General features: G+C 36.3%; 25 protein-coding genes. 6 read left to right on the top strand and 19 right to left on the bottom strand.

Annotation, left to right across the window (positions count from 1 at the left end):
- Positions 1-28: 28 nt before the first annotated feature.
- From xerD to BME96_RS09510, 6 genes are all read right to left on the bottom strand, one after another.
- A complete protein-coding gene (xerD, locus tag BME96_RS09535; protein ID WP_071648964.1) occupies positions 29-922 on the bottom strand; it encodes a site-specific tyrosine recombinase XerD in 894 nt (297 codons plus the stop codon).
- 3 nt (positions 923-925) lie between these two features.
- Complete coding sequence (locus tag BME96_RS09530; RefSeq protein ID WP_019378314.1) at positions 926-1132, bottom strand: DUF4227 family protein; 207 nt, start codon at positions 1130-1132, stop codon at positions 926-928.
- 235 nt (positions 1133-1367) lie between these two features.
- On the bottom strand, positions 1368-1820 hold the full coding sequence (gene fur, locus BME96_RS09525; protein ID WP_019378313.1) for a ferric iron uptake transcriptional regulator: 453 nt from the start codon (positions 1818-1820) through the stop codon (positions 1368-1370).
- Positions 1821-1928: 108 nt separating this feature from the next.
- Positions 1929-2567, bottom strand: a complete 639-nt coding sequence (gene spoIIM / locus BME96_RS09520) for a stage II sporulation protein M (protein WP_019378312.1) — start codon at positions 2565-2567, stop codon at positions 1929-1931.
- Positions 2568-2795: 228 nt separating this feature from the next.
- Positions 2796-3965 carry an endonuclease Q family protein gene (locus BME96_RS09515; RefSeq protein WP_071648963.1) on the bottom strand — a complete coding sequence of 390 codons (1170 nt, stop codon included), beginning with the start codon at positions 3963-3965 and terminating at the stop codon, positions 2796-2798.
- Positions 3965-4510 (bottom strand): NUDIX hydrolase, encoded by a 546-nt coding sequence (locus BME96_RS09510; RefSeq protein WP_071649992.1) that lies wholly within the window; start codon positions 4508-4510, stop codon positions 3965-3967. The genes BME96_RS09515 and BME96_RS09510 overlap by 1 nt, the downstream gene beginning before the upstream one ends.
- A gap of 123 nt (positions 4511-4633) precedes the next feature.
- Between BME96_RS09510 and BME96_RS09505 the strand changes: the two genes are divergently transcribed.
- Positions 4634-5554, top strand: coding sequence for an aldo/keto reductase (locus BME96_RS09505; RefSeq protein ID WP_071648962.1), 921 nt, complete (start codon positions 4634-4636; stop codon positions 5552-5554).
- Between the two features lie 28 nt (positions 5555-5582).
- Here the strand turns inward: BME96_RS09505 and BME96_RS09500 are convergent, their stop codons facing one another.
- The 4 genes from BME96_RS09500 to BME96_RS09485 all read right to left on the bottom strand — a co-directional run bounded on the left by BME96_RS09500 (position 5583) and on the right by BME96_RS09485 (position 9385).
- Entirely contained in the window at positions 5583-5912 is a 330-nt protein-coding gene (locus BME96_RS09500) for an iron-sulfur cluster biosynthesis family protein (RefSeq protein ID WP_231478690.1), read from the bottom strand.
- Between the two features lie 23 nt (positions 5913-5935).
- Positions 5936-6739 (bottom strand): SDR family NAD(P)-dependent oxidoreductase, encoded by an 804-nt coding sequence (locus BME96_RS09495; RefSeq protein WP_071649991.1) that lies wholly within the window; start codon positions 6737-6739, stop codon positions 5936-5938.
- Complete coding sequence (locus BME96_RS09490; RefSeq protein ID WP_071648960.1) at positions 6720-7682, bottom strand: MBL fold metallo-hydrolase; 963 nt, start codon at positions 7680-7682, stop codon at positions 6720-6722. Before BME96_RS09490 ends, BME96_RS09495 begins: the two co-directional genes overlap by 20 nt.
- A gap of 80 nt (positions 7683-7762) precedes the next feature.
- Positions 7763-9385: a M20/M25/M40 family metallo-hydrolase gene (locus BME96_RS09485; RefSeq protein ID WP_071648959.1), complete on the bottom strand. Its 1623-nt coding sequence runs from the start codon at positions 9383-9385 to the stop codon at positions 7763-7765.
- A 67-nt stretch (positions 9386-9452) separates the two neighbouring features.
- Here BME96_RS09485 and BME96_RS09480 point away from each other — a divergent pair, with 67 nt between their 5' ends.
- The 4 genes from BME96_RS09480 to BME96_RS09465 all read left to right on the top strand — a co-directional run bounded on the left by BME96_RS09480 (position 9453) and on the right by BME96_RS09465 (position 13602).
- A complete protein-coding gene (locus tag BME96_RS09480) occupies positions 9453-10172 on the top strand; it encodes a glycerophosphodiester phosphodiesterase (protein WP_019378304.1) in 720 nt (239 codons plus the stop codon).
- Between the two features lie 82 nt (positions 10173-10254).
- Positions 10255-11271, top strand: a complete 1017-nt coding sequence (gene namA / locus BME96_RS09475; protein ID WP_408068409.1) for an NADPH dehydrogenase NamA — start codon at positions 10255-10257, stop codon at positions 11269-11271.
- Positions 11272-11291: 20 nt separating this feature from the next.
- Positions 11292-12206, top strand: coding sequence for a ribonuclease Z (gene rnz / locus BME96_RS09470; protein WP_019378302.1), 915 nt, complete (start codon positions 11292-11294; stop codon positions 12204-12206).
- 25 nt (positions 12207-12231) lie between these two features.
- Positions 12232-13602, top strand: coding sequence for an aldehyde dehydrogenase (locus BME96_RS09465; protein WP_060678815.1), 1371 nt, complete (start codon positions 12232-12234; stop codon positions 13600-13602).
- A 66-nt stretch (positions 13603-13668) separates the two neighbouring features.
- Here the strand turns inward: BME96_RS09465 and BME96_RS09460 are convergent, their stop codons facing one another.
- From BME96_RS09460 to BME96_RS09435, 6 genes are all read right to left on the bottom strand, one after another.
- Positions 13669-14922, bottom strand: a complete 1254-nt coding sequence (locus BME96_RS09460) for a DNA polymerase IV (protein ID WP_071648957.1) — start codon at positions 14920-14922, stop codon at positions 13669-13671.
- A 581-nt stretch (positions 14923-15503) separates the two neighbouring features.
- Positions 15504-16850, bottom strand: coding sequence for an IS4 family transposase (locus BME96_RS09455; RefSeq protein WP_071647988.1), 1347 nt, complete (start codon positions 16848-16850; stop codon positions 15504-15506).
- 289 nt (positions 16851-17139) lie between these two features.
- Positions 17140-18267 (bottom strand): M20/M25/M40 family metallo-hydrolase, encoded by a 1128-nt coding sequence (locus BME96_RS09450; RefSeq protein WP_019378299.1) that lies wholly within the window; start codon positions 18265-18267, stop codon positions 17140-17142.
- A 24-nt stretch (positions 18268-18291) separates the two neighbouring features.
- Positions 18292-19842 (bottom strand): acyl-CoA carboxylase subunit beta, encoded by a 1551-nt coding sequence (locus tag BME96_RS09445; protein ID WP_060678441.1) that lies wholly within the window; start codon positions 19840-19842, stop codon positions 18292-18294.
- Complete coding sequence (gene mce / locus BME96_RS09440; RefSeq protein WP_071648956.1) at positions 19842-20666, bottom strand: methylmalonyl-CoA epimerase; 825 nt, start codon at positions 20664-20666, stop codon at positions 19842-19844. The genes BME96_RS09445 and mce overlap by 1 nt, the downstream gene beginning before the upstream one ends.
- 14 nt (positions 20667-20680) lie before the next feature.
- Positions 20681-22324 carry an acyl-CoA mutase large subunit family protein gene (locus BME96_RS09435; RefSeq protein ID WP_060678440.1) on the bottom strand — a complete coding sequence of 548 codons (1644 nt, stop codon included), beginning with the start codon at positions 22322-22324 and terminating at the stop codon, positions 20681-20683.
- 113 nt (positions 22325-22437) lie between these two features.
- Between BME96_RS09435 and prli42 the strand changes: the two genes are divergently transcribed.
- Positions 22438-22551: a stressosome-associated protein Prli42 gene (gene prli42 / locus BME96_RS19590; RefSeq protein ID WP_019378295.1), complete on the top strand. Its 114-nt coding sequence runs from the start codon at positions 22438-22440 to the stop codon at positions 22549-22551.
- Between the two features lie 31 nt (positions 22552-22582).
- Here the strand turns inward: prli42 and BME96_RS09430 are convergent, their stop codons facing one another.
- The 3 genes from BME96_RS09430 to BME96_RS09420 all read right to left on the bottom strand — a co-directional run bounded on the left by BME96_RS09430 (position 22583) and on the right by BME96_RS09420 (position 25607).
- The gene (locus BME96_RS09430; protein ID WP_083547451.1) at positions 22583-23569 is read right to left on the bottom strand and encodes an aromatic acid exporter family protein; all 987 of its coding nucleotides are present in this window, start codon (positions 23567-23569) and stop codon (positions 22583-22585) included.
- Between the two features lie 126 nt (positions 23570-23695).
- Entirely contained in the window at positions 23696-24127 is a 432-nt protein-coding gene (locus tag BME96_RS09425; RefSeq protein WP_019378293.1) for a BrxA/BrxB family bacilliredoxin, read from the bottom strand.
- Between the two features lie 214 nt (positions 24128-24341).
- Positions 24342-25607, bottom strand: coding sequence for a dihydrolipoamide acetyltransferase family protein (locus tag BME96_RS09420; protein WP_071648954.1), 1266 nt, complete (start codon positions 25605-25607; stop codon positions 24342-24344).
- Between the last annotated feature and the right edge of the window lie 29 nt (positions 25608-25636).

Here is a 25636-nt window from a genome sequence, read left to right as displayed (position 1 = left end):
AGGATGTCAGACAACTATAATTAAAAAATTACGCCCTAGGATGATAGGCTGTATAAATATCTTTTAATCTAGTTTTCGTGACATGTGTATAAATTTGAGTAGTTGAAATGTCAACATGGCCTAGCATTTCCTGAACAACTCTCAGATCGGCTCCATTCTCTAATAAATGTGTCGCAAAGGAATGTCGCAATGTATGTGGCGTAATCTTTTTTTGGATACCAGCACGATTAGCATTTGCTTTAAGTATCTTCCAAAAACCCTGTCGTGTGAGAGGTCTGCCATGCTGATTAAGGAACAACACATTCCCATCCTTATTATTTTTCCCTAATATTGACCTTCCCTTTCTAATGTATTCTTCAAGGGACTTTATGGCTATATCGCCTAGTGGGACGATCCTTTCTTTATTTCCCTTTCCAACACACTGAACAAAGCCCATAGTTAAATGCAGGTCACTTACTTTTAAATTAATCATCTCGCTAACACGCAAACCCGTTGCGTATAATAACTCAAGCATTGCTTTATTTCTGAGTTCCAAGGGTTTTTCACCAGAAATAGCCAACAGTGAATCTATGTCTTTTTCGCTCAGCACATCCGGCAGTTTTCTTTCTTTTCTTGGTGATTCAATATGTAAACTCGCATCTTGCTGTACAAGTTGTTCGCGGATTAAAAACTGATGAAAGGATCTAATTGATGAAGTGTACCTTGCAATACTCGCCGCTGATTTACCTGCATCTTTTAACATTTGAAGGAACGCAATAATATCATTGCGGTGAACTGTTGCCCAATCAGATTTTAACTCTACCTTGCTAAGATAGTTTATATACTGAGTAAGATCACGTTTATATGAAATTAACGTATTCTCAGACAAGCCTCTTTCAATTTGCAGATAATGAAGAAAATCTGAAACAGTATCCTTAAGCATAATCTATTCTCCTAAACGAAAGAAAATATTCAAACGGTCGATAAACCGATCCTCTGTGTTTGATACCTTTACAGCTGGACCTTCTGGTGGATCATACCGATGAATTTGTTCATATTCATCGTGCATATAACGTAAACCAAAATAAAATAAAAAAGTGCAGGCAGTAAAAATGATAAAAACTTTTAGTATTTCACTAATGATCTGTTTCATGTCATATCTCCTTATTCAGAATTTAAATCCTACTAAAAGATATGCCAGAAATGGATCATATTATACATATAACTAGTTATTCAGTACACTTTAAATGTAACCTTTTTCTATTGATTTGTAAATTATTATGAAGATAAGGATTTTTGTAATTTATATTTTTAGCAATGGGTATATAAAACTAACTTTATGTAAAAATAAAAAAACCTTTTCTCAGCTGAAAAAAGGTTAGTCTATGTTAAGATTTTATGGTTATCTTTTGGCATTGTTTGCACACTCCGTGAAAAGTAAGCCTATGATCTTTAACTTGAAACTGCCAATCATTTTCTACAATTTTTTCTACATCTTTCAGCAAATCTTCCACTATTTCTTCAACTGAACCACATTCTATACATACAAGGTGATGATGAAAATGTTCAGCACCTTCTTTTCTCAGATCATATCGAGAGACGCCATCACCGAAATTTATTTTATCCACGATTTTTAACTCAGATAATAATTCCAGTGTACGGTATACTGTTGCTAACCCTATTTCAGGTGCCTTTTCTTTTACCAATAAAAAAATATCTTCAGCACTTAAATGATCTTCTTCACGTTCTAGCAGCACTCTAACAGTTGCTTCTCTCTGAGGCGTAAGTTTATAACTTTGTGCGTGGAGCTGCTTCTTTATATTATCTATTCGATGTTCCATGGCATTTACCTCCCTCGTGTGCCCATCTTCATTATATGCATGAATGAAAAAAGTGTCAAAACAAAATACTACTTTGTATTTATAATAATTATAATATAATAACCGTTATTAGTAAAATGATTTTATTAGAAGCTCCATTGTTTCATTAGCCACAAAAGCTTCCAGTAATGCAGCTACAAAAGAAAATAATAAAAGAAAAGCAAATGTTATGAAATATCTTCCGAATGGTTGAAAAACAGGCTGTGAAATCTTACGTGCAAATAACTTGTTTAACAATTTGAGCGAGAATATCATCGCCAAACTGCCTGCAGTAATATATATTGGAATAATTATAATGTTTTGAGGAGCAATTGACAAAGAAGCTAATAAGAGTCCTTTAAATCCTAGTTGGTTAACAATAAAGCCAATCGAAAACCCCACTACCAGTCCTTTAATAAACAGTAATACCCAAACAATTGGTAATCCGATCACAGATAAACCCAATATAAATAGTAATAATAAGTACTTACTGTGATATAAAAAGCTGCTTTTTAATATATCTACATTTTTAATATCTTGTTGACCTATTATTTGGCCAAAAAACCTCTCTAAATAAAAAAACAATTCCTGTTTTTGAATGAAATTCATACTATTAACCAGGATAGCTCCAAAAACGATTCCGGTAAGAAACAAAATGATCATAAACAGATAAACAGTGGCATTTTCTTTGACATGATCGACTACTATGAGAGATTTATTTTTGTACATCGGAATCCTCCATTCAATAAATACGACTATAGTAGAAATCTATGAAGGATCCCGAAGTAAAATACCAGTTCTCTATCTTTTTCCTATCTTTTCATATAAATTTATTCTGAACCCATCGCAACACGACGCAAAGAAGATACTGCAATAGCAAACGAGCAGATGCTCCACTTGTTACCGAAAATATGAAAAAAAGGTCTATTTATTAGTAAGTTGAGTTCTATATCACGGCTATTTGGATTTTACACTTCCGTATTTGCCTCCGCCCCCAGCTTCTATTTCCAACTTACCTTCGCGCATCTGTATAATATAGTGTGCAAGCTTTTCAGGAACTATCTTCACCAATTCTTCAAATGAAACATGGTGGATAATATTCATTTCGGTTGCAAACTGATCTAAAAGTTTCTCAAACGTCCTTTTTCCTAAAGCAGGCAGATATTCTAATGGCACTTGGTATAAATAGGGTGGCCGCTCCCTTTTAAAATTACTATCTTGTTTTAGTTCCTGAATCCGGTCAAACACGCCTTTAATAATCTTTTTAGAACCACAAACCGGGCACTCTATGGTATCAGAAGGTAATTTCGAAAAGCATTTGTTGCAAACTGTAGTATGATATTTTCCTAACTGTGGGTTCATACCAAAATTTTTAGTAACCTTCCTACCTTCTAATTGGTGTAAAGCCCACAGAAATTCTTTAAATGACGGTTTGTCCATTTTAATCTCCTGATATTCTCTAGCTATTTTTGCTAGAGAGTGTGCATCCGAATTAGTTAAAAATGTATAAGCATGTAGTTCCTTAATTTGATCAGCCATTTCTGTATCAGAGCTTAACCCCAACTCAACACCATCAATTAAATCTGGATCGAGTACTTCCTCCAACGATTCTCTTACCCCTTTACCATATAAACTTTTAAACGGAGTAAATATGTGGGCGGGGATAAATATACCTTCCAGTTCTTTTACTTTATACTGTAATTCCTTGGCTGTTCCGTAATATCTTTGAGAGCTTAATGTAATGTTCTTCATTTTGGTTGTAAGCCATTCAGAAAAAAGGCTGATTTTCTCCAAAGTAGGAAGGAAACAAAGAACATGAATTGGCCCTAAACAATTATCATCATACACCTCTATTTCTGAACCAAGTAATAAAGTAACTTCTTCAAATTGAATACCACCATCACTCAATTCATATGCTTTTCCTTCACTTATCAGGTTTTTAATTTCCTGCTGTACAGCAGGAGCATGGCTATCAATTACTCCTACCATGTCAATACCCTTATTACGGCTTGATTCTTTTAATATATTTGTAAGTGTAAGATTTTTGGACCCTGTTATTTTCACTGGCTTCCCATATATATCTCTACCTACGTGAATGTGCATATCTGCAAAATAAGGTGTAAGCATCAAAATCTCCCCAAAGCATGCAAATATAAAATTGCATAGTTTGTTTTTGCATCATGGATACGCTCTTCTTCTACATATTTCTTTGCTTCATCTAAGCTAAGTTCAAGTATTTCCACAAATTCATCTTCATCTCCTGCTGGAGGATTTTCTATTTTTTTTATTTCATCAGTTATATAAATATACATCAATTCATCCGCAAAGCCGGGAGAAGTATAAAATGATGTAACAAGTGAGAGATTATTTGTTGTATATCCTGTTTCTTCTTCCAATTCACGAATGCCAGTAAGCTCTGGCTTTTCACCTTTTTCAAGTTTTCCTGCCGGAAGTTCAATAAGTGATTTTTCCAAGGGTTTACGATACTGCTCTACAAAAACTATCTTATTTTCCTCAGTAATTGCGATTACTGCAACGGCTCCTGGGTGATTAATAATTTCTCTTTTAGCCGTTTTTCCATTAGGTAAAGTAACGTCATCCACCTTCAAGTGAACAACCTTCCCATCATAAATTGTTTTGGATTCTATCGTGTTTTCAGTAAATTTATCCATTTCAATCATCCTTTTATATCTCTTTTTATTTCATTCTAGCATATTTATATATACCCAATAAAAAATAGTTGTATTTCTTTATATTAATTCCTACAATAATAGTTAGGATTGGAGGTATTTATTATGCAAAAAAACCGGTTAGGCAATTCCGAATTGTATGTATCAGAACTAACACTCGGCTGTATGTCACTTGGCAAGGATCAGAAACAAGCAGGAAATATTATTGACTATGCACTGGAACATAATATTAACCATTTAGATACTGCTGACTTATATGATTTTGGAAAAAATGAAGAAGTAGTAGGTAAAGCTATTAAAGAAAAACGTGAGCAGATCATTCTGACATCAAAAGTTGGGAATAATTTTAATAAGGAAGACAAGAACTGGTATTGGGACCCTTCAAAAAAGCATATTACTGAAGGATTGAAAGATAGTCTGAAGCGATTGCAAACAGATTACATTGATTTTTATATGCTCCATGGAGGTACAATTGAGGATCCAATTGATGAAACAATCGAAGCCTTTGAGATTTTAAAAAGAGAAGGGTTGATTAGAGCTTATGGTATATCATCCATACGTCCTAATGTTATAAAAGAATACGTAAAACATTCCAATATAGATGCTGTTATGATGCAGTATAACATTCTCGACCGAAGGCCAGAGGAAGAAATACTCGACCTGCTCCACTCCAACAACATTAGTGTTTTGGCAAGAGGCCCACTTGCCAAGGGAATGCTAAGTAATCATTCAGCTAATGTGATCGCCCGAAAAGGCAAAGAAGGCTTTCTTGATTATAGCTTTAAAGAACTTACAGATATAAATAAAAACTTGGCTACACTTTGTGATGAGGATTTCACTTTAAACGAAATGGCACTAAAATATACACTAAAAAACCCTGCCATAGCAAGCGCAGTATTTGGTGCAAGCTCAGTTGAGCAAGTTAAAGAGAATATTGCGAACTATAATAAAGAGCCATTATCTGATGAGTTATACTCAAAGATTAGGCAAATAAGCAAGCCAATTCAATATAACGCTCATAGATAAAGCAACGAAGGGGATCCCTCTTCATTGCTTAGCCATTAAAAACCCTTCTATCCGGCAGAAAAGGATTCAATATACCTTCCGGACTAGATAATCGAAACATCCCATTCACAACAGTTAATTTCATCTTATCAGAAAAAAATGTTGCTTGCTGCTCTTCCATTACAGTCTTGTATTCTTCATTTTCTACTACAATATAATTATTGGGGAGACGATCAACAAAGCGAATCATCGGAATCCCATTAACTCCGCAACCGCAACCTTCCGTATCATACCATAGCAGTAAATAAGGAAAATTCATTGTATTTATTTCCTTTAGTTTCTTCTTAGCTTCTGAACTAATTTCTAGTTTCAACCTCATGGCCCTCCCAGTACTTTATTTTCTTACTTTTTATTAAACTGCTTTTTTAATAGTCTTTCCATAAGCCCTGGAAATAATTGATATAGTTTACTCCCCATCTCCATCCATACTGGTAGGTTTATTTCCCGTTTACGTTTAAATAAAACACCAACGACCCTGTCTGCTACATAATCCGGATCTAGCATGTACTTTTCTACACTCTTCTGATAATTCCCTTCCGGATCAGCCTTCGTAAAAAAATTTGTCTTAACAGGGCCTAAGTTAATAGATGTTACATAGACATGGTGAGCTTTTGTTTCTAATCGCAGACCATTGGTATATCCGATTACAGCATGTTTTGTTGCTGCATAAACTGCAGATTTAGGTGTGGCAATTTTTCCTGCCTGGGATGCGATATTAATAATATGTCCTTGACCATGTTCAATAAAGTGAGGTAAAAATAGTTGAGTAAGCTTGATAACCGAATTAACATTTAAAAATAGCATTTCCTCTGTTTCCTGCCAACTAGTATCTATAATATATTTAAAGTATCCTAAGCCTGCGTTATTAATTAAACCATGTACTTGTTCTTGCTCTTTAATAATTCTCTCCGCAAGCTTTTCTACTTCTTGGATGTCAATTAAATTAATTTGATATACAGGACTATTAATATGGTAATCCCTCTTAATAGAGTGCTGTAAATTATCCAGTTTCTCCTTAGACCTTGCCAACAAAATAGGAATCCCACCATTTAAAGCAACATGTCTGGCAATTTGTTCTCCGATTCCGCTTGAAGCGCCTGTGACAATAATTTTTTTATTTGTTAATTTATTTTGTTTCATATACATATTGTCCATTGACTAAGTCTTTTTCAATTAAACCTTCATTTTCTAAATAATCAAGCTGCCCGATAGTTTCTGACATAGTTAAACCAATCTGCTTTTCATATTGTTTTGGGAATAGCTGCTTACATATTTGATAGGGAGAAGCGGACTCCTTTTTTAGATATTGGTAAACTTTATCTGCTCGCTGTTCCTGCCTCGATAATTGATGTTCTACTACTTCATCTACATTAGAAAATACAGGACCATGGCCTGGCAAAACAGTTCGAATACTTGCCTCTTTGCATTTAATTAAATTCGACCTAAACTGCAGTAAAGATTTAGAACGGTCGTTTTGCCCTTCATATGGTGGTTCAATGAGTGGATTAGGAGAGATATGCTGTAAAAGATGGTCTCCCCCTATAAACATGCCGTCTTGTTCTCTTAGAAAAGATAAATGACTCTGTGCGTGTCCCTTTGTTTCAATAACACTCCAATCTTCATGTCCTGGTAGATTTTGTCCTTGATCAATAAATTCAGTTAACTCCCCTCGACCAAAATAATCAAAGGCCTTCCGCTCCTTTTCCATTTCAGATTGAAAAGATTCAGGAACCCCATTCACATGAAAACAAGTTTTAAAGAATTCAATATAATTGTCAATAAAACCTTCGTCCCTAATTAAAAAGGGGTTTATATATCTGTGTCCTACAATACTTTTCACCCTCGGAAATTCTTCAATTAGCCCTATATGGTCAGGATGGTGATGAGTTAATATAATTTGCTCTATATCATTTGGTGAATAGTTTAATTGCTTTAACTGACTCGTCAGTGCTTCCCACGCTTCCTTTGTTTTTACACCAGCATCTACTAATGACAATTTATCTCCCTTCAAAAGATATACATGTGTATCCCCCACTGCAAAAGGAGTGGGAATGGTGATTTGACTAATATCCTTATTAATAACTTTCATTTATAATCCCCCAAAACTGAACATCCATTCATTTTTATATTAATCTTACATCTTTTTAAAGAGATTGTCACAGTATTATGCTACTTTTTTAATAATTGTTTTATTGCCTCCGACACAATTTCCGGTAATACTTCAAAACTGTATGATAATTCTAGCCGTTCTGTCCACTGATGCGCGTCCTTTCCAAGAGGACCAATATTTAAAATAGGCATCGTTAGTTTTTCCATAATATCACTTGGAAAAGTGAACCCATGATTTTGCAATGGCATATTGACTGTTAACTGATCCAACTTCCCTTTGGAGGATACCGGGCCAATAAAACTCAAATCGGACAAACCAGTAAAAAATTCGGACACAGTCAAGGAAAGACCATACTTGTCAGCTACGTATTCCTTCACATAATCCATAACCCGACTAATATACTTATCTTGATGGGAAGATACCGCTGGATAAAATGGAGGGCTGTAAAATAAAACTATTAACGGTGTGAGATCTTTACACATTGCTGCCAACTCTTGAACAAGTAATGTAGAAAAATCCCTGTCGCCTTGTTCTCTCTGATTTACCAATAAATTTTGTATTCTATCAATTTCATCTTGGCCAAACCGCTTAACCGCTTCATTGTATAGTTCTTCATACATCATTACATGCACTTTTGAGTAAGACATGGTAAAATCAGATGCCATATCAGCATACTTTTCAGCTTTTTCATTAACATGTGTTTCTATATTTTTCGCAGCTTTTTTTGCGCTTTCAAGTAATTTTTCATTTATATCGTTAAAAGATTGCTGAAGGTACAAAACATTATACATAGAAACAGCAGCTTGCGGAGTTTGCACAGAATATTCCTCTTTCAAATCTCGCTGCATAAGACTTACAGGTGGTGGAGTTACTTCATCTCCTGCTTTCTCAATAAATGATTCGTTTAATTCAAGCTGCAGGGATAGAAAGCTATTCATAAGATTCGGATTTATTCCGGAAAAAGGCTCTCCTACATGGGACTCTTTGCCATAACAATAAAAACCGGGAAGCACCTTACCGATTGAACCAGTATACACATAATAAGATGGATCACCAGGATACTTACTAAACATCGGCTCTCCGTTTAGGCAGGCATTAAATTCAAGGTTTTCACTTTCTTTTAACTGATTTAAAACTGGTAATGCAGTTAACATACCTTTTGAGTTCACTTCCTCATCGGGAACAGTAAGAAGTAAAATGTTGCCATTAAACTCACCATTCATAGCCCTTTCAAGCATAGATAAATGAATGGATAATCCTGCTTTCATATCCATTGTCCCTCTGCCAAACAGCCATTCTCCCTGTTTAAGATCTTTTTGTACTTGTAAAGGTAATTGATCGTAAATCTTATTCATTTCCTTCGTAAGTTCCTTTGGACGGAATGCTAAATTTTCTAACGATCCATAATCCTCTGTTCCAACGACATCGAAATGGCTTAGCAAAATTATTGTTTCTTTTGTATTAGAAGCTCCTTTAACAAGAGCAGTTAACAAATGCCTGCCATCGTCCAAAGGGTGTAAATTTAAGTGATCGGAGTTTTTTTGGAAATAAGTCTTTTCCGCTAATAAATGATGGAGATATTCTGCCAAAGCTATTTCCGCATTTGTACCTGTTACACTTTGGTAGTGAGCAAGTGAAGAAAGTAATTCAGTTAATTGTTCCTTTGATTGCCAACTATTCATAATAATCCTCCTGTACAAATTGACTTTTATAACTAAATAAAACACAATCATAAGAGAGGTGAATTCATTGAAAACAAAAATTTATGCTCATCGTGGCTCAAGTCTTTTGGCACCTGAAAATACAATGGCTGCGTTTCAATTAGCTTTTCAACAAGGGGCTCAAGGCATAGAAACAGACGTTCAGCTCACAAAAGATAACATCCCCGTCCTTATTCACGATGAACGCGTTAATCGTACAACGAATGGAAAGGGTTATGTTAAGGACTATACATTTCAACAGCTGAAACAACTGGATGCCGGTGCTTGGTTCAATACAGAGTTTGCAGGCGCCACCGTCCCCTCTCTAGAAGAGTTCCTCAAATGGTTCGGTGGAAAACCTCTTACTTTAAATATAGAATTAAAAAACAATAAAATAGATTATAAGAATATGGAGTCCATTGTGTATGATTTGCTCTATTCCTATGATTTACTTGATCGTACCATACTATCTACCTTTAATCCAAACAGTGTAGAACGCTTAAGGAAGATCTCTCAACATCTAAATTGTGCACTATTACGTTCCAGGAGAAAAAAGCAGCTTATCACCTATGCTAAAGAACTCGGTGCAAACGCCATTCATATAAAATACCGGTTATTATCAAACTCACTTGTTCAACAATGTAAACAGCAAGGGTTACAAGTTAGAGTTTATACTGTAAATCATCCTAGACAAATAAAGCGTTGTTTGGACCTTGAGGTTAATGGAGTTATTACGGATGTACCGAACATTGCACTAAGCCATTTATAAAAAGCATAAATACTGCTTATAAGTTACTTAAAGATTTACTTAGAAAAATTTACTACTAACTATCTAACAGGAGGAATGAATAATGACAAAGTTATTCTCACCAATTAATTTTAAAAAAATCAGTCTAAAGAACCGAATTGTTATGTCTCCAATGTGCATGTATTCCTGCTTCAATGAAGACGGTATGATTACACCCTTTCATGTCACTCATTATGTCTCAAGAGCGATGGGTCAAGTGGGTTTAGTAATAACAGAAGCTGCTGCTGTGTTACCAGAAGGGCGTATTTCTCCTCAAGACCTAGGGATCTGGAATAATGAGCAAGTTGCAGGTTTAACCGATTTAAATAATCAAATTCACCAAGCAGGAAGTAAATCTGCTATCCAGCTTGCGCATGCTGGCAGGAAAGCACAAGTAGATACTCCCATATATTCAGCCTCGACGCTTGCTTTTGATGAGTCATATAAAAAGCCACAGCAAATGACATGGCAAAATATTAATGAAGTGGTATCTGCATTTCGCGATGCTGCGATTAGAGCTGATAAAGCTAATTTTGATATTATAGAAATACATGCAGCCCATGGCTATTTAATTAATCAGTTTCTATCCCCCCTAACAAATAAAAGAACAGACAATTATGGTGGCACTAGAGCGAACAGATATCGACTATTAAGAGAAATTGTCACAGCTATAAAAGAAGTTTGGGAAGGTCCTATCTTTGTCAGGCTTTCTACAGACGAATATAATGAGGAGGGAAACTCACTTGCTGACATTATATATTTTTCAAATATGTTAAAGGAGCAAGGTGTTGATCTAATCGATTGTAGTTCAGGTGGTGTAATTCCTGCTAAAATCCATACATACCCAGGCTACCAATTAAAACGCTGTGAATTTATTAAACAAAAAGCTAATATAAAAACAGGGGCTGTTGGACTGATTACAACTGGCTTACAGGCAGAAGAAATTCTTCAAAACGAACGTGCAAATCTTATCTTTATCGGTAGAGCTTTACTTCGCAATCCATATTGGGCAAAAACAGCTGCTGATGAAATCAATTATGAGATAGAAGCACCGCAACAATATAAACGCGGTTGGTTTTAAGTAAAACGGAGGTTCAATTTATGGAATTAATCTTTCTTGGAACAGGTGCAGGGCTTCCCTCTAAAGAACGCAACGTCTCTTCAGTTGCACTTACTTTATTACAGGAACAAAATAATATTTGGCTTTTTGATTGTGGTGAGGCTACACAGCACCAAATTCTGCGCACCTCAATAAAACCTAAGAAAATAAATAAAATTTTCATTACACATTTACATGGGGACCATATTTTTGGTTTACCTGGCTTACTAAGTAGCAGATCCTTTCAAGGCGGTGAAGAATTACTCACTATCTATGGACCTCATGGTATTAAAGAGTATGTCAACACATCTTTACAACTTAGCGGCACACATCTTACTTATCCAATTAATATCGTAGAGCTGTCGGAGGGCAAGCTATTTGAGAATGATCAATTTGTTGTGGAAACAAAACATCTTGATCATGGTCTTCCTAGCTTTGGATTCCGAATTATAGAAAAAGATAAACCCGGGGAATTGTTAGTGTCCAAATTAAAAGAGATAGGTATTAAGCCTGGCCCTATTTACAAACAAATTAAGGAAAATACTAAAATAAAGCTATCCAATGGCCAATATATTTATCGCAAGGACTTTCTAGGTGAAGATAAAAAAGGAAGAGTTATTAGCATTCTTGGGGACACTCGTTTTACACACGTTAATAGTAATTTTGTAAAGAATTCAGATGTTTTAGTGCATGAAGCTACTTTTGGTGGGGCATTAGAAGATCTTGCAGAAAAATACTATCACACTACTACCGAACAAGCGGCAAGGCTTGCTAAAGCCAGTAATTGTTCAAAATTAATATTGACTCACATTTCCTCTCGGTACCAATCAGAAGATATAGAGAATTTGATTGATGAAGCCAGGAGAATATTCCCTAATACGGAAATAGCTAATGATTTTACTCATATAAATTTATAGATAAATAAAAAAGGGAGAGCTTTTAATGGAACAATATTCATCTATGATAGCTAACCAACGTACTTTTTTTAAAAACGGTAACACACTGGAATTTAATTTCCGTAAAAAACAACTGCAAGAATTGAAGGACATGCTTAAAAACTATGAAGGTGCCATTTACCAAGCTTTAAAGGAAGACTTAAATAAATCCGAACATGAAGTTCTTACAACGGAACTTGGTATTCTTTATACAGAAATTGACTTTGCTATAAAGCATTTGAAAGAATGGATGGAGCCTATTAGCGTAAATGCTCCAATGACGCATAAAGGGACCAAAAATCTTATTATGAAGGAACCGTTTGGTGTAATATTAATTATGGCTCCATGGAATTACCCTTTACAACTAGCTCTAGCACCAGTAATAGGTGCAATTGCTGCTGGTAATTGTGTCGTTATTAAACCATCAGAATATGCTACCGCGACATCTGCGTTGCTGGAGGAGATGATTCGCGACACATTCGATCCTTCGTTCATTAGGGTCATTCAGGGAGATAAAGATATTAGTGAGAAATTATTAGAGCAGCGTTTTGATTATATATTTTTTACTGGTAGTTCTTCTGTGGGGAAGATTGTTATGAGAAAAGCAAGTGAGCACCTAACTCCTGTTACGTTAGAACTTGGAGGTAAAAGCCCGGTAATCGTCGATAAAGATGCGAATATTAATCTTGCTGCAAAAAGAATTGTCTGGGGAAAATACACTAATGCCGGGCAAACGTGTGTTGCACCAGATTATTTATATGTTCATGAAAAAGTTAAATTTAAATTAATGAAAGCAATGAAGAAACAGATTAAAGAATTGTTTGGAAAACAGCCATTACGAAATGATGAATACACTCGAATCATTAACCAATTTCATTTTGAACGGTTAAAAAAGTTACTAACTAATGGTAGTATACTTCATGGAGGTATTTCAGACAGTGATACACTCACTATCGAACCAACCATTTTAGATAAAGTTACATGGGAAGATCCGATCATGCAAGAAGAAATTTTCGGCCCTATTCTTCCTGTATTGACCTTTAGTTCAATTGAGAATGCAGTAGAGATAATTAAAAATAACCATAAGCCACTAGCGCTTTATTATTTTGGGGAAAATGATAAAATGGCCCATCAGGTTATCCAGTATCTATCCTTCGGGGGAGGAAGTATTAACGATACGTTTTATCACCTAGGAAATCCTTATTTACCTTTCGGTGGGGTTGGAAATAGCGGAATGGGATCATACCATGGGAAATACAGCTTTGAAACTTTTTCCCATAAAAAGAGTATTATGAAGCAGACAACGAAGTTCGATCTGCCATTTCGCTATCCTGGCAGCAAAATTTCCCACTCTATTGTAAAGAAGTTTATGAGCTGAGAGCCATTGGCGGTCTGGTAAACAAAACACTAAGAAACCCACACGTTATCTTTATGTGTGGGTTTCTTAGTGTTTATAGTCATCCAGAAAATCCTTTTGAAAGCTAGTAGTTGGATTTTCTTTTTCTTTTCTAATAGAATTTTCCCATCTCTTGAAAACATCTTTACCGTATTTCTGAGATAACTGATCAATAGCTGTATACAACTTTTCGTTTTGTGCTTCTTTTTCATATGTGAATAGATCTAATTGCTTTGCTATTCTCTGTTTTTCTTGTATATCCTGTACAGTAATTCCAAGGAGACGAATGGGCTCCTCATTCCAATGAAGTTCAAGGAGTTCTTTGGCAAAATATAAGATGTCTTCTTTATCTTCTATAAACATTTGTAATTTTTTACTTCTTGTTATCGTTTTTCGATCTGCATATCGAATCATTAATTGAATACTTTGCCCTACTGCTTGCTTTCTTTTTAATCTTCTTTCAACATTTGTTGCCAAAATAACCATTAATTTTTTAATTTCTTCTTCTTCTATCGTATCATGAGGTAATGTTTGCGAACTGCCAATACTCTTAAAATCGTAAATGGCGTCTGGATCCACACTCCTCTTGTCATTACCATTAGCTCTGTTGTTGAGTCGCTCACCATTAATTCCAAGAACCTGTTTTAACTCATAAACATCTTTTTTTGCCAGATCCCCAATTGTATGTATCTCCATTTTCTTTAATTTTTCAGCGGTTTTATTGCCAACCCCATACATTTCTTCAATTGGAAGTGGCCAAAGAGTAGTACTTAACTCTCTTTTTCTAAGAACAGTAATCCCCATAGGCTTTTTCATATCAGAAGCCATTTTAGCTAAAAACTTATTTGGTGCGATTCCTATACTACAAGGAAGGTCTAACTCATGTAATATGCGATTTTGAATATTTTCCGCAAGTTCAATAGCCTTTTCAGGTGGACCACAATCCGTTACATCCATATAGCCTTCATCAATGGAGACTGGTTGTACTATCGGGGTTATCTCTGAAAGGATTTTAAACATTGCTTTGGATGCAGATCGATAACGATCAAAGTTTGGCCTTAACACTACAAGTTCTGGACATAACCTTCTTGCCTGCCAAAGTGGCATTGTAGTTTTTACACCTTTAGCTCTGGCTTCATAGCTGCTCGTCACAATAATCCCTTTTCTTTCTTCAGGGTTTCCGGCAATCGCTAAAGCCTTTCCTTTTAAATCACTGTCATAAGCCATTTCTACTGATGCATAAAAACAATTCATATCAATATGGAATATTACTCTTCTTTTATTCTGATGTTCAACTACCATACGTATACATCCCTTTTACCCTTCATTACTCTCTATTGTACCAGAATAAAAGTGGCTGCGTCTTGTTGTAAAACTATGTGCATAATAAGGACACAGATATCTTTAACTCTTGCAAAAAATTATACCGCAATTGTTGAGGTCCAAACGTATTTTGTTTATTCATAGTTGGAGGAAACTGCGACGTAGTGAAAACTTATTTCCCAATTAATATAAAATAGCTTAATAACACCGCTACGGAAAAATACTACGCATTCCGGGGTCTCACCGATGCCTCACCTCCCCCAGGAGTCTCCGTATTTTTCCTTCGCTACTATTTACTATTATACCTAGGAAGAAAAATTGCGTCTGCATACCCCAGAATATGCTGTGTACGAATTGATTGGAGTGGAGGGCGGCGACTCCTGCCGGAATAGCATGAGGCGAAGACCCTGGACGGAGCGTAGCGGAGGAAGCGGCTGAGGCCATGCCGCATAGCCGTCAAGCTAAGAAAAAAGTTGTATGGTGCAATGAAAATACAAACATATTTTTCCAGTTTAATCCATATTCTTTTATGGCCATTTGTTTTCGTTTTTACACTTTTACTACGCGGCACGGAAATGTACTTTATACGCAATGTTTAAGACATCAAAAGGACTTTTATGCCGACAACGGTGATCTTTCCTTCCATGCCGGTATATGTTCTGGTAAATATTATCGATGAGCGCTTTCAAAGAAGAAAGGTGATAGAGTGAATACCCCCTCGTCTCTATTATTGCGTTTCTCGCATGGTTGATACATTTGTACTCACTCCCTTCTAGTTGATACCTTTCGTAAAGGCAGTAACGGCACTGAAAAGCAATCATCGAAGAAAGAAGAATATGAATTAAAGTCCCATATAAATGACAGTAAAAGCGGGCGGTATTCATTTCCTGCACATCATTAATTTCAAATAACGATTTCCATGTCTTAAAGAGAATCTCCACTTGCCAACGCAAGGAATAGATAGGATACAAGGTTTGCTCATCCATTTCTTCTTGTGTTATATTGGTGGCAAGAATTTGGATATGATTCTTCTTGTTGGCGGATTGGGTATGCCCCCCTTTCCGTCTTCTTTCTTTTAAATAGGTATCTCTTTGTTTTTGTTGCTCCTCGGTTAACCGTTGTACGACTACACGGGCATGGAATGTATTTTTTCCCTTAACACCTAATTGAATGAACCCATAATCCTGTATCTCTCCTGGAGCTAGATGCATGGCATCCTCTTCGGGCTTTATTTGGATTCGTCGTTGCTTGTCATCCAAAGTCCAATAGGTCATATTGGCAGGAACGCGAGTAATATAATAGGCTCCTGCTCGATCTATTTTTTTAAAGTGATCTCCTGAGAAATAGCCGAGGTCACGCAAGATAAGATCCCCTTCTTCTATTGTATCTGCCAATTCTTCAGCCGCATCGTGATCACTGTCTCTTGGACCATAGAACAACGTATGCAAAAATTTCCCTTGATACACTTCATACTCTAATTGGATTTTCACTCCATCATAATAACTCGGGGTTTTCTTCTTTACTTGAAAGGAGGTGCCATCTAAGATGCGGATCCGAGAAAAAGGATAATCGGATGGAGAAGGTAACGACAACATTTGTTGTTTCTCCACTAACTGCATAAAAACCTGCTTTAAAAAGGCTACTCCTTTCTCATCTAATCGTTGATGTAAGGCTTGTTTTGATATGGATATTTCTGATTCACGAGAAAGGGAAGCACATAGCTGTCCTAACCCCTCCGTACCAACTTTTTCATGTAAGAAGGCACATATACTTAAGAAATCTTCCGGCATTATCTTCTTCAATCGTTGTACAAAACCTGATTCTCGAGCAATATTGCGAAGTTCAGAAATAGATAAAATATCGAGCACACTTTTTACAAACGAGTCAAAATAATATTGCTTAGCCATACGTAATCCCTCCAAATTATTCCATTTATAATGTCAGAATAACGAATAACTTTTTGGGTTTTAAAATATTCTGCTTAACTTGACGGCTATGGGCCATGCCGGCGGAAAGCGTCCGCCTGAAACGCAAATCAATGGGTGCTTCCTCTGTAAAATGAATTACTTCATTCTCCACAAATTACGTCGCAGTATATCTATTTTCCGACGCATTGAATAACCTCAACATGTATATTTGAACATGCAAAAAAGCCCTGCCAGGCAAAATACCTGATAGGACTTTTTTTAATATAACTTAATTAGCTGCAACCTCTTCAATGATTGCCGTTACAAGCTCTGTTACTTTCACAAGTTCATCTACCGGAATTCGTTCATTGGTTGTATGAATCTCTTCATAGCCCACAGCAAGGTTTACAGTCGGTATCCCGTGCCCGGCAATAATATTAGCGTCACTCCCGCCGCCGCTTTTTAATAACTTGCTCTCTCTGCCAATTTTTTTAGCAGCACTTCTTGCAATCTCAACTACTTGATCACCGGCCTGGTGCTTAAATCCTGGATACATGACTTTGACCTCAACTTCAGCAGATCCTCCCATTTCTTCTGCAACAGTGATAAAAGTTTGTTTCATTTTTTTAACTTGTTCTTCCATTTTCTCTGGAACAAGCGATCTGGCTTCAGCTAAAATTTCTACATGATCCACAACAATATTTGTTTGTTTTCCCCCTTCAAACCGACCAATATTTGCAGTAGTGTCCTCATCAATTCGACCTAAAGGCATACGAGAAATGGCCTTAGAAGCAATCGTAATGGCAGAAACTCCTTTCTCAGGGGCAACTCCAGCATGGGCAGTTTTTCCTTTAATTACCGCAAATAACTTTGCTTGCGTAGGTGCAGCTACAATAATGTCTCCAACATCACCATTGCTATCTAAAGCATAACCATAATCAGCTTTGAGAAGAGAACGATCTAGAGCCTTAGCTCCAACTAAACCAGATTCTTCCCCAACGGTAATAATAAATTGTATATCGCCGTGCTCCACTTTATTTTCTCTTATCACTCGAATTGACTCTAAAATAGCAGCAAGTCCGGCTTTATCATCTGCACCTAAAATAGTTGTTCCATCAGATACAATATATCCGTCTTTAATTGAAGGTTGGATACTCTTTCCAGGAACTACCGTATCCATATGGGAAGTGAAATAAATACAGTCAGTATCTTCTTTATTTCCTTTTAGTAAACAGATAAGGTTACCGGCTCCATGGCCAGTTTTGGTAATACTCTCATCTTCATATACTTCTACATCTAAATCTTTCAATTTTTGTTTTAAAACTTTTGCTATTGAGGCTTCGTGTTTTGTTTCAGAATCCACCTTAACCAACTCAAAAAATTCATTAACTAATCTGTCTTTGTTTACTAATGTCATTCCAGTGCCTCCAGTGTACAACTTTTATAGTGGAATATTTCCGTGTTTCTTCATTGGTCTTTCTTCTTTTTTATTATAGAGCATTTCTAAAGCCTGAATCAATTTTATCCTTGTCTCTCTTGGATCGATGACGTCATCAACCATCCCCAAACCTGCAGCTACATAAGGATTTGCAAACTTCTCCCGATACATATCAATTTTTTCCTGTCTGGTACTTTCTGGATTCTCACTTTCAGCAATCTCTTTAGCAAAAATAATATTCGCTGCCCCATCAGGCCCCATTACAGCAATCTCTGCGTTTGGCCAAGCATAGACTAAATCAGCTCCTATTGATTTACTGTTTAATGCTACATAAGCTCCACCATATGCTTTTCTAGTTATTACAGTTATTTTGGGGACAGTTGCTTCTGAATAGGCATAAAGAATTTTAGCTCCATGGCGGATAATTCCCCCATGTTCCTGTTTCACACCAGGGAAGAAACCTGTAACATCCTCAAAAGTAACTAACGGAATATTGAATGAATCACAAAATCTAATAAATCTAGCTGCTTTATCACTTGAATCTATATCCAGTCCGCCAGCTAAATATTTAGGTTGATTGCAAACCAGGCCTACCGTTTCACCCTTAATTCTAGCAAATCCTACGACAATATTTTTTGCAAAATGCTTATGAATTTCAAAGAAGGTATTCTTATCGGCAACTTGTTCAATTACATTCTTCACGTCATACGGGCTCCTGGCATTAAATGGAACAATATCAGTTAGTTCCGGCCGCTCATCAGAATCTGTATTATCAACGGAGAGTTTTTCTGTTTTCACTTTATTATTCGCAGGTAAGAAAGAAATTAACTCTCGAACTGCATCCAAAGCTTCTTCTTCGTTTTTCGACTTAATATGGGCGTTGCCACTTTTTGCATTATGAATATGTGCCCCTCCTAAATCTTCCGAAGAAATCTTCTCACCAGTTACTGTTTCAATTACTTTTGGCCCGGTAATAAACATTTGCGACGTTTCTTCCACCATGATTACAAAGTCGGTAATTGCTGGTGAATAGACTGCTCCACCAGCGCTCGGTCCCATAATAACAGAGATTTGGGGAATTACACCGGAATAGATGGAATTTCGATAAAATACTTGTCCATATCCATCTAGTGATGACACCCCCTCTTGTATTCTAGCTCCCCCAGAATCATTCAAGCCGATGAAAGGAACACCATTTTTTGCAGCTAAATCCATTACAGCAGCAATTTTTTTGCCGTGCATCTCCCCTAAAGCTCCACCATAGACAGTAAAATCCTGGGCGAATAAATATACAGGTTTACCGGAGATTTTTCCATAACCTGTGACGACACCTTCCCCTTTAGCAGAATTACTGTTCATACCAAAATCAGAAACTCGGTGTTCAATAAAAGGGTTTAATTCAACGAAGCTGCCATCATCCAGAAGGTAATCAATTCTTTCCCTGGCCGTCATCTTTCCCTTTGCATGTTGCTTATCAATCTTTTCATCTCCGCCGCCTAGTTCCACTAATCTGCGTTTATCGTATAATTCATTAATCTTATCAAATATATCCATTAATCTTCACTCCTGCCTAAATGCTGACATAATTCAAATAATACCCCGTTGGCAGATTGAGGGTGGATAAAAGCGATTTCGCTATTATCAGCACCTTTTTTTGGTTCATCATTAATTAATTTTATATTTTCTGATTTATACTTTTTCAATCTTTTATTTATATCATCTACTTCCAGTGCTATGTGATGAATTCCTTCCCCTTTTTTATCAAGAAATCCTTGAATCGGCGAATTCTCATCTAAAGGCTCTAATAACTCAAAGCGTGACTCACCAATCTTTAAAAAGGCAACTTTAACACCTTCCGTTTCTACTTTCTCCACACCCTCCAAACTCAGTCCTAAAGCTCCTGTATAAAATGGTAGTGCATGATCAATATTCTTTACAGCTATACCTATATGAGCTATTTTCTTTGGCGGAATCATTTCTTTAGTTTTAGGATCAATTAATTCCTGAATGTAGTTTGCTAATGCTTCGGTTGATGAACCGCTTGTAAAGATATTTTTAACCCCCTTTTCCAATAAAAAAGGGATATCTTCACTCGGTATGACTCCTCCTCCGATTACCGGGATGTCTGCAGCATCTCGCTTACTCAATTCTTCTAACACTTTAGGAAATAAAGTATTATGAGCACCTGATAAGGATGATAAACCTATTACGTCTACATCTTCTTGTACAGCTGCTTGGGCAATCTGTGCAGGTGATTGGCGTAATCCTGTATAAATTACTTCCATACCGTGATCTCTTAACGCCTGAGATATTACTAATGCTCCTCGGTCATGACCGTCTAAACCCGGCTTTGCTACTAATACACGAATTTCCCCCAATTTACATCTCTCCTTTATGCCCCTGTATACTCACCAAATTCATCACGCAACACATTGCATATTTCACCAAGTGTTGCATATGCTTTTACAGCAGCCAAAATATAAGGTATTAAATTACTATTTTTATTTTTTGCACTTTCTCTTAATTCTGCGAGGGTTTTCAAAACTTCATCCTGGTTCCGTTGTTTTCGTATTTTTTCCAAGTTATTAACTTGCTCCTTCTCTAGTTTTTCATCTACTTTAAGAAGGTCAGGATTTACTTCCTCATCAAGTTGGAATTTATTCAGTCCAACAATTACTTCCTCTTCCTTTTCAATCTTTTTCTGAGTTTCGTAAGCGTTTTGATGTATTTCTCTTTGCATATATCCCTCTTCTACAGCTTGAACTGCCCCGCCTATTTCAGAAATTCGATCAAGATACTTGTTAACCTCTTTCTCTATTTGATCTGTCAGTTCCTCTACATAGTAAGAACCTCCCATAGGATCAATAGTATCCGCGACACCGCTTTCATTTGCTATTATTTGTTGTGTTCGTAAAGCAATTCTGGCAGAACTTTCTGTAGGTAGTGACAGTGCTTCATCACGGGAATTTGTATGTAAACTTTGCGTTCCCCCCATTACTGCTGCCAAAGCCTGTAATGTAACCCTAACAATGTTGTTATCCGGTTGCTGGGCTGTTAAGGTCGATCCGCCGGTTTGTGTATGAAAGCGCATTTTCCAGCTTTTTGAATTTTTAGCTTTGTAATGTTCTTTCATGATTTTAGCCCAAATTCTCCTAGCTGCACGAAACTTAGCTATTTCTTCAAAAAAGTTATTGTGTGCATTGAAGAAGAATGATAAACGTGATGCAAATGCATCGATATCCAATCCAGATTCCAACGCTGCATCTACATATGCCATTCCATTTGCTATCGTAAAAGCTACTTCTTGAACAGCGTTAGAACCAGCTTCCCTTATGTGATAACCTGAGATACTAATTGTATTGAATTTTGGCACATGTTCTTGACAATATTCGAATATATTTGTTATTAATCTCATTGAAGGTTTTGGTGGATAGATATAAGTCCCTCTCGCAATATATTCTTTTAAGATGTCGTTTTGAATCGTTCCCGTCAATTTATCTAGGGACACACCTTGTTTTTCCCCTACAGCAATATACATACATAACAATACAGACGCTGGGGCATTTATTGTCATAGAAGTACTTACTTTATCCAGAGGAATCTGGTCTAACAATTGTTCCATATCGTGAAGTGTATCAATTGCTACGCCTACTTTTCCGACTTCTCCTTCAGACATAACATCGTCAGAATCATAACCAATTTGTGTAGGCAAGTCAAAGGCTACAGAAAGTCCGGTTTGCCCTTGGTCTAATAAATAACGGAATCGTTTATTTGTCTCTGTGGCGGAGCCAAAGCCAGCGTATTGTCTCATCGTCCAAAACCGGCTCCGGTACATTGTAGGCTGTATTCCTCTTGTGTAGGGATATTGCCCTGGATAACCCAATTTATGTATTTCTTCATTGCTTTCATCAGAATATAGTCGCTTTACTTCTGTATCAGAAGATGTTGTAAACTTCTCCTTTCTTTCAGGAAAGCGCTTTATTATAGACTCCACTTGATCTTCCCATTTAGCTTTATTGTTAGTTGATTCTTTCATATAAAAACCTCCATTCTTTTAAAACGTTTATTTATTTCTATAATTAGTACTTGTCCAATCTACAGTTTCACGATAGAATACAAATAGAATCAGGTACTAAAGGAGGACGAAACATGGCTGTAAAAAGAAAGTCAAAACGCGAACGCAGGGCTAAAGTTATTATTTACATTATGATTATTGCAATGGTTCTCTCTTCATTGACAGCTGGATTGTCGTTATTCATATAATAATACGGATCAGGATTTGAAGGACTGGAGTTTACTCCAGTCTCTTCTTTATTTTGGATCTTTTGCTTGAAACATCACTTGTTTTAAATTTCTTCTTTAATAGCAAATATTGTTCAATTTCATGAAGTAAACGAAATAGATTTGCCCTTGTTTCAAATTCCTCTCTAGAAGTAGGTAAATCTTCATCATCAAAAGTTTTTCGTAATTCCTCCAGTTCCTCCAAATAAAGAATTGCTGTGTTACCTGGATGGACTGCATTTGATAAACCTTCAAAAAAGTTTGCTATCTTCTCTGATATGGAATATTGTTTCGGTAATTTAGTAACAAGAGGTAGCATGCGCTGTAATAATTCAAACTGTCTTTCTCGCATATTAAAATAATCCCTGAAAGGATGTCGATTTCGTAATAGATGATTCTCCTGGTCTCTTTCTACCAAGTCATGCGCTTCTTCTAGTAGTTCTTGTATTTTAGTAATTTCCTTACCGTCCCAGTCAATATTTTTATTTCTTATGTATTGAGCTATTTCAAACAATACTACTTGAAAGTTTTCTTCTAGCAGCATTTGTTTTTCAGTAAGCTTTTTATCTAAACTTGGCATATATAAATTCAGTAGTAAACCTATACCCACCCCAATAATAATAAGCAAAAACTGATCAACTAAAAAGGAAACGGACATATAAGAGGCACTATATAAATTTAATATAATTACAGAGCTTGTAGCGATACCTTGGGTAATGTTCAAATAAACAGTTGTGGGAATAAAAACCGCAAGCATCAGCCCAACAACTAGTGGGTTGTAACCTATTGTTTCAAAAAATATAAATGAATATATTGTTGCGATAATACAAGCTGAAAAACGATTCCAGGCACTTAAAAAGGATTGTTTTCTTGATGGTTGAATACATAATATAGTTAATATTCCTGCAGATACGAAGTTGGTAACACCTAATAACTGAGCAACTGAAATAGCTAACGGAGTCCCAATTGCTGTTTTAATTGTGCGGTAGCCAATCTTCACAATGTTATTCCCCTTTTAAATAATCAAATGAATAAAATGAGACTGACCTAAGTAACATAGAGACAGCCTCATAATTATTATTTTACCATATAGATATGGACTAATAATAAACTTTAGGAAATATAATTATACTTCTTTACAATGATCATCAAAGATATTCTGCAGTTTTCCAATCACATCCATAGCGCTGAATCCTTCAATATCATGTCTTTCCAGCATAGTTACAATTTTACCATCATTTAAAAAGGCAAAAGACGGAGAAGAAGGAGGATATCCCTCGAAATATTCACGTGCTCTTTCAGTAGCTTCACGATCTTGTCCAGCAAATACGGTAACAAGGTTATCTGGTCTTTTATCATAATGAATGGCGTTTGCTGCAGCTGGACGAGCCACACCACCGGCACAGCCACACACAGAGTTAATCATCACAAGAGTGGTGCCTTGTCTGCTAAGTGCCTGATCAACTTCTTCAGGGGTTTTCAATTCCTCATAACCAGCTTCTCTTATATCCTGTCGTGCAGCGTCCACTACATCATTCATAAATAAGTTGAAATCCATAGTAAGTACATCCCCTTCTTTCATAGTATTTGTAAAAACTAACAATAGCATATCAATTTTATTTACAGAATTCAATTCTAAGTAGTTGTACAACGATTGTAGTAGATGAGTTCATCAAAGTGCTATGTCAGCAAATTTAGATTTCATCCCAGCTACAAACTGTATAGATAATTAATCTTCTATACTTAATGCGTGAGGTGATGTCCTTCATCGCTTAGTATAAGCTGGTAGATGAATTCATATTTTCTAAAATTTCTTTAACGCGTGCTAAGAATTGTCCGCAAACCAATCCATCAAGGATTCGATGGTCTAATGATAAGGAAAGGTTAACCATATCTCTTGCAGCAAACATGTCATTTACAATAACAGGTCGCTTTACTATAGATTCCACTTGAAGGATTGCTGCCTGAGGATGATTAATAACCCCCATGGAATGGATAGATCCAAATGATCCCGTATTATTCACAGTGAAGGTACCTCCTTGCATATCTGAAGAGGTAAGCTTATTTGAACGTGCTTTCATCGCTAGTTCGTATATGTCTCTAGCAATACCTTTTATGCTTTTCTCATCAGCATGTTTAATAACAGGTACAAATAATTCTTGATCCTTTGCTACGGCAATTGATAAATTAATGTCTTTCCGCTGAATAATCTTATCTTCTGCCCAAGTACTATTAAGTTGCGGATATTCTTTAAGAGCCTGAGCAACAGCTTTTACAAAGAAAGCAAAGAAAGTTAAACTGAAGCCTTCCTTCTGCTTAAAATCATTTTTTACTTTATTCCGGTAAGTCACTAAGTCTGTTACATCCACTTCAACCGTCATCCATGCATGTGGGATCTCCTGCTTTGAGCGTACCATATTTTGGGCGATCACTTTACGAACCCCGGTGACTGGAATTTCAATATCTCCTGCTGAAGATGATACTGACTGGTTTTGTTCTGACTTCATTTTACTTGGTTCAGTTTTAGATTGATTGACAGTAACTTCACTTGAAGTTGTGCTTTCTTGTGGAACATTACCTGATTTAATTATCTTCTCTATATCTTTTCTCGTAATTCTTCCCTGCCTGCCACTTCCCTCTATTTGTGACAAATCAATATCGTTTTCCTGAGCCATACGAAGCACTGCGGGGGAATAGCGTTTTTTCATAGACGTATCAGTCTCGCTTTTTACTTCTTCACTAGCTTCATAATCGGTTTTCTCTGAAGTCTCTTCGTTAGCTGCACCCGATTGACTTTCTTCCGTATCGATATAGCACATTAATTCTCCTACTTCTATTGTCTGTCCCTCATCTGCCACAAGCTCCTTAATTGTACCTGTGAACGATGATGGAACTTCCGCATTCACTTTGTCAGTCATTACTTCAGCGATAGGATCATATTTGTTCACTTTATCTCCTGGAGCAACCAGCCAAGAACTAATGGTACCTTCCGTTACACTCTCACCTAATTGCGGCATGTTAATTTTTTCTTGGGCCATCCTACTTTCCTCCTTCTAGTAAATATGCA

It is taken from the genome of Virgibacillus halodenitrificans (assembly GCF_001878675.1).
Taxonomy (GTDB): Bacteria; Bacillota; Bacilli; order Bacillales; family Amphibacillaceae; genus Virgibacillus_Q; species Virgibacillus_Q halodenitrificans.
The sequence above is the reverse complement of the archived record's forward strand: the minus strand, read 5'-3'. Positions and strand labels throughout refer to the sequence as shown.

Excerpts from the sequence above, each read along its gene's own strand:
- BME96_RS09490 (WP_071648960.1), bottom strand. The coding sequence starts at position 7,682 with ATGAAAGTTATTAATAAGGATATTAGTCAAATCACCATTCCCACTCCT.
- BME96_RS09515 (WP_071648963.1), bottom strand. The coding sequence starts at position 3,965 with ATGCTTACACCTTATTTTGCAGATATGCACATTCACGTAGGTAGAGAT.
- BME96_RS09530 (WP_019378314.1), bottom strand. The coding sequence starts at position 1,132 with ATGAAACAGATCATTAGTGAAATACTAAAAGTTTTTATCATTTTTACT.
- BME96_RS09425 (WP_019378293.1), bottom strand. The coding sequence starts at position 24,127 with ATGGATTTCAACTTATTTATGAATGATGTAGTGGACGCTGCACGACAG.
- BME96_RS09435 (WP_060678440.1), bottom strand. The coding sequence starts at position 22,324 with ATGAAAGAATCAACTAACAATAAAGCTAAATGGGAAGATCAAGTGGAG.
- rnz (WP_019378302.1), top strand. The coding sequence starts at position 11,292 with ATGGAATTAATCTTTCTTGGAACAGGTGCAGGGCTTCCCTCTAAAGAA.
- BME96_RS09445 (WP_060678441.1), bottom strand. The coding sequence starts at position 19,842 with ATGGATATATTTGATAAGATTAATGAATTATACGATAAACGCAGATTA.
- BME96_RS09450 (WP_019378299.1), bottom strand. The coding sequence starts at position 18,267 with ATGACATTAGTAAACAAAGACAGATTAGTTAATGAATTTTTTGAGTTG.
- BME96_RS09495 (WP_071649991.1), bottom strand. The coding sequence starts at position 6,739 with ATGTATATGAAACAAAATAAATTAACAAATAAAAAAATTATTGTCACA.
- namA (WP_408068409.1), top strand. The coding sequence starts at position 10,255 with ATGACAAAGTTATTCTCACCAATTAATTTTAAAAAAATCAGTCTAAAG.
- fur (WP_019378313.1), bottom strand. The coding sequence starts at position 1,820 with ATGGAACATCGAATAGATAATATAAAGAAGCAGCTCCACGCACAAAGT.
- BME96_RS09500 (WP_231478690.1), bottom strand. The coding sequence starts at position 5,912 with ATGAGGTTGAAACTAGAAATTAGTTCAGAAGCTAAGAAGAAACTAAAG.
- BME96_RS09460 (WP_071648957.1), bottom strand. The coding sequence starts at position 14,922 with ATGGTAGTTGAACATCAGAATAAAAGAAGAGTAATATTCCATATTGAT.
- xerD (WP_071648964.1), bottom strand. The coding sequence starts at position 922 with ATGCTTAAGGATACTGTTTCAGATTTTCTTCATTATCTGCAAATTGAA.
- prli42 (WP_019378295.1), top strand. The coding sequence starts at position 22,438 with ATGGCTGTAAAAAGAAAGTCAAAACGCGAACGCAGGGCTAAAGTTATT.
- BME96_RS09420 (WP_071648954.1), bottom strand. The coding sequence starts at position 25,607 with ATGGCCCAAGAAAAAATTAACATGCCGCAATTAGGTGAGAGTGTAACG.
- BME96_RS09505 (WP_071648962.1), top strand. The coding sequence starts at position 4,634 with ATGCAAAAAAACCGGTTAGGCAATTCCGAATTGTATGTATCAGAACTA.
- BME96_RS09510 (WP_071649992.1), bottom strand. The coding sequence starts at position 4,510 with ATGGATAAATTTACTGAAAACACGATAGAATCCAAAACAATTTATGAT.
- BME96_RS09485 (WP_071648959.1), bottom strand. The coding sequence starts at position 9,385 with ATGAATAGTTGGCAATCAAAGGAACAATTAACTGAATTACTTTCTTCA.
- spoIIM (WP_019378312.1), bottom strand. The coding sequence starts at position 2,567 with ATGTACAAAAATAAATCTCTCATAGTAGTCGATCATGTCAAAGAAAAT.
- BME96_RS09455 (WP_071647988.1), bottom strand. The coding sequence starts at position 16,850 with ATGGCTAAGCAATATTATTTTGACTCGTTTGTAAAAAGTGTGCTCGAT.
- BME96_RS09465 (WP_060678815.1), top strand. The coding sequence starts at position 12,232 with ATGGAACAATATTCATCTATGATAGCTAACCAACGTACTTTTTTTAAA.